Here is a 4,073-nt window from a genome sequence, read left to right as displayed (position 1 = left end):
TTCAATGTTGCGCGCACTCTAGATGATCCAGACATTCTGCTCCAGGCGCATCACTGCGCTTGGCCAATCCAGTGGTTTCGTGGAGAGATTAGCGATGCGAACGCGCATGCTGACGCCGGATTGAACCTCTATGATGAAAGTCGACATGCGAGACACCGCTTCCTCTACCTCGGCCACGATCCGGCTGTCTGCGCGCTGTCGATTAAAGCAATCTTACAATGGGTCCTCGGCCACCCGACGCAAGGGTTACGCCTGGAAAGCGAAGCGATCGATTCGGCGCGGCGCTTGCAGCATGTTCCTTCGCTAGTCCATGCGCTGTGGTTTGTTTGCCAGGCCCGGGTTGCGCGCAATGATGCTACTGCGGTTATGAACACCGCGACTGAGTTGCTCGCGTTATCAGAAGAACACGGTTTAATTCAAACGCGCGCCATTGCTTCAGTGTACCTTGGCTGGGCTGTCGGTCAGACTAAAGACCTCACTCAGGGAGTTCGGCGCCTCGAGGAGGGACTCGTAGCGTGTGACCGGCTTGGGTTGCGAAGCAATCTCTGTCTGGCGATCTGCCTATTGGCAGAGACCTACTTCGCGATTGGGCGTTATGACAGTGGCATGGAGCAGACGAACCGGGCGCTCGCCGCATCTTCGGAGATTGGCGATCGATGGTGCCTGCCTCGGATCTACACGGCCCACGCCCGACTACTCCAACAGACCTCTCCCAACGCCGAAGCCGCAGAAGCGAGCCTACGAAAGGCACTTGAAGTCGCGAGGCTGCAACGTGCAAAAGGGTGGGAATTGCACGCTGCGACGAGCTTGGCGCGGCTATGGTGTGATCAAGGCAAGCGGGATGAGGCCCGCAACCTCCTAGCTCCGGTCTACAGCTGCTTCACCGAAGGCTTCGACACGCGCGATCTTAAGGAAGCTAAAACCGTGCTTGACGCGTTGGCGTCATGACTCTGCCGAAGGACCCCCAGCGATGTTCGCTTCTGGCACAAAGCGGATATCCCGACACTCAACCAATGTCCGCTTTTGGGGGTAAAGTGGGCATCACAGGAACATGCGCTGATGTCCGCTTTTGATGCTGTGGACGGCGCCCGCTCCGCGGCATCGAAGTGCTGTAGACTGGCTGAGTCAACCAGAGCGATTCAAGGAGGTGAGACAGGCAACGACGGTGGCGTTTGAAGGAATTGGCGAGGACAGACGAGGTAATGCAGACAAGGTCGATCCGGGGATCGGGAGAACCCGCATGGGTCAACGCATCTTTGAATGCGTGCTTTCGATTGGGACCCGATCCGCGCATAGCATTATGGCCAGCGGCTTCACCGCCGCACAAACAGGCCGGACACATGACCGCACCCGACCAATGCTGCAGCAACTCAGAAAGTTCTTGCCAAGGCGGCGCCAATGGTATGGACCCCGCCCGTCCAGCCGGTCGAATGTCGGACGTGAACTGCAGCGAGGGAGAATCATCATGCAGGTCGTTCGGATAGGCTTGGACTTAGCAAAGTACGTGTTTGAAGTTCATGGCGTTGACGGGCAAGGGAATGTTGTCATTCGCAAAACCTTGCGTCGTGGATCGATGTCGACGTTTTTTGCCAATCTGCCGCCTTGCTTGGTTGGGATGGAAGCTTCTAACGGTGCTCACTATTGGGCACGCGTGCTTACAGAGCTTGGTCACAAGGTGCGTCTGATAAGCCCTCAGTTTGTGGCGCCGTATGTGAAGTCGAACAAAAATGATCGGAATGATGCAGAGGCTATCTGTGAGGCAGTCGGCCGACCTACGATGCGCTTTGTTCCGCCGAAGTCACCCGAACAGCTTGCGATCCAAGCCCTCCATCGGATTCGCCAACGCCTGGTGCAAAGCCGCACGAGGCTTGTGAATCAGATACGTGGCATCCTCGCCGAGCAAGGCATCGTCATCGCTCGCGACATCTGGAGGCTGCGACGGGCTCTTGCCGAGATCACAGGACATGCAACGGATGATCTCAACAAGCTGGTCCGAGTGCTGATTTTGGAGACCCAAGCTGAATTGATGGAGCTCGATCGCCGGATCGCATCCTGTGATCGGCGGATCCGAGAGCTGTACCGCACTAGCGAGCTGTGCCAAAGGCTTGGGGAAATTGAAGGCATCGGACTGGTGACCGCTACCGCTCTTGTTGCCGCCGTCGGGGATCGGAGCTGCTTCAAGAATGGTCGTCAGTTCGCTGCATGGCTGGGGCTTGTACCGAAGCAGCGGTCAAGTGGCGGACGACACCGATTGTTCGGCATTAGCAAACGCGGCGATCGCTATCTACGCACGTTGATGATCCACGGCGCTCGCGCTGCTCTTGGCAAAGCTAGGGGCAAGCAGGATCCGCGAAGCCGTTGGCTTGCTAGCCTTCGCCAGCGTCGGCATGCGAACGTCGCGGCCGTGGCGCTCGCCAACAAGAATGCTCGTATCGTCTGGGCCATGCTCGCCGGGAATGTCTCTTACGAACCCGAGCGATCCGTTCAGGCGGCTTGATGCGAGGCACTCGACGAAGGACATGAGGAGCTCTTACCTGGCAATTGCAATCAGATGACAGGAGATGGTGAAACGGTCACTCCGTTGCTTCCCGAACCTGGTGTGTGGACCGGCATGGCATAGGCCAATGTCTGGGCGCCGTTGAGGTGGAAGCACGCGAAAATCCATCGGGGCTCGCGGCGCCGAATTCTCGGGCCGCATCAAGAAGCCGGATATACGTCAGCAGTTGTGACTGTTGCACCCGATCCAGTCAGCCTGTTGCAATCGGGCGGGGTCCATATACGTCCACACATGACCCAAAGGAGACATCAAACTATGCAAATTTGCTGCGGCGCAACTTCAGCCTGAAAACGCCTCTGCGCCGAACACGCGAACGCGCCGGCGACGCGACAGCAACCAGAGCAGGATGACGAGATTGAAGAGATTCCAAATAACTGCATTGATAAATGTCTCTCGGTATGAACCTGTGAGATCAAAGATAGCGCCGGACATCCACCCACCGAGTGCCATGCCGAACAATGTGGCGCCAATTGCCATACCGACACGCGCGCCTGCCTCGTGAGGCGAGAAATACTCCCGCACCACCACGGCGTACATCGGAATGAGACCACCGTGAAATAGGCCAAATATCCCTGAGATGACATAAAGCGCAGCAAGATCATCCAACAGGATATAGGGTAACGTCGCGACGGCCTGTAACGTCGAGAGGATAGCCAGCGTGGTGAGCCCGCCCAACCGGTCAGCGACGGAGCCGGCTAGAAGGCGGCTGATAACGCCGAGACCCATCATGAGGGATAACATCTCAGCGCCGCGCGCAGGTCCGTATCCAAGGTCCCCACAATAAGCGACGATTTGGAGCTGCGGCGTGGCCATCGTTACGCAGCAGCAAACACCAGCAATCATTAATGTGACCTGCAGCGCGTTGGGTGAAAGACCGAACGCGCGCTGTGCTCCATCGGATACCGCATTAACCGCGTTAACCTGGATTGTGGGAACGCGAGGCCTGAGAGCCAGAAATATCAGTGGCAACATCGTTATTATCGACAGCACGCCTATGAGGATATGAGTCTGCCGCCAGCCGACGCGCGTAAGTGCATACTCGATAGCGGGTGGCCAGATCGTTCCTGCGAGATAGCTGCCGCAGGAAACGATGGCGACGGCCATGCCTCGCCGACGAGTAAACCAGTGCGAAATATCGGCCATCAACGGCGCAAAGGCTGCGGAGCTGCCGATGCCGATAACTCCATACGCAATAGCGTACTGCCACGCTGCGACTGAAAAGCTGGAGCTGACGTATCCGAGTCCAACCATCAACGCGCCAATCGTCAGCGGTGTGACGATCCCGACGCGGTCCGCAAGCCGCCCCATCAGCACTCCGCCGAATGCGTAACCGCCGAATGCGAGGGTAAAGGGAAGCGACGCAGTGGCGCGGTCAATACCAAAATCAGCTTGGACTGCAGGCAACGCAACCACCGTAGACCACATCCCTATGCCAGCGATCGTGCTAAGAAGAAGGGATATGGTCAACCTAAGCCAGGCGTATGGCGATCCGATTATCGCCGTGCCGCAGTCTTCA

At 57.6% G+C, this 4,073-nt stretch carries 3 protein-coding genes; 2 read left to right on the top strand and 1 reads right to left on the bottom strand.

Annotation, left to right across the window (positions count from 1 at the left end; translation table 11 throughout):
* Both DMG62_22000 and DMG62_21995 read left to right on the top strand, forming a co-directional pair.
* Positions 1-948: hypothetical protein (locus DMG62_22000; GenBank protein ID PYY20783.1), on the top strand; the 948-nt coding region annotated here is incomplete at its 5' end.
* A gap of 517 nt (positions 949-1,465) precedes the next feature.
* Complete coding sequence (locus tag DMG62_21995; protein ID PYY20785.1) at positions 1,466-2,497, top strand: IS110 family transposase; 1,032 nt, start codon at positions 1,466-1,468, stop codon at positions 2,495-2,497.
* A 339-nt stretch (positions 2,498-2,836) separates the two neighbouring features.
* Here the strand turns inward: DMG62_21995 and DMG62_21990 are convergent, their stop codons facing one another.
* A complete protein-coding gene (locus tag DMG62_21990) occupies positions 2,837-4,054 on the bottom strand; it encodes an MFS transporter (GenBank protein PYY20784.1) in 1,218 nt (405 codons plus the stop codon).
* Positions 4,055-4,073 lie beyond the last annotated feature (19 nt).

Source organism: Acidobacteriota bacterium (assembly GCA_003225175.1).
In the GTDB taxonomy this organism is placed as follows: domain Bacteria; phylum Acidobacteriota; class Terriglobia; order Terriglobales; family Acidobacteriaceae; genus Gp1-AA112.
This window is presented reverse-complemented; position numbering and strand designations above follow the sequence as displayed.

Bases quoted from the DNA above. Each gene is read 5' to 3' on its own strand.
- DMG62_21995 (PYY20785.1), top strand. From the start codon at position 1,466: ATGCAGGTCGTTCGGATAGGCTTGGACTTAGCAAAGTACGTGTTTGAA.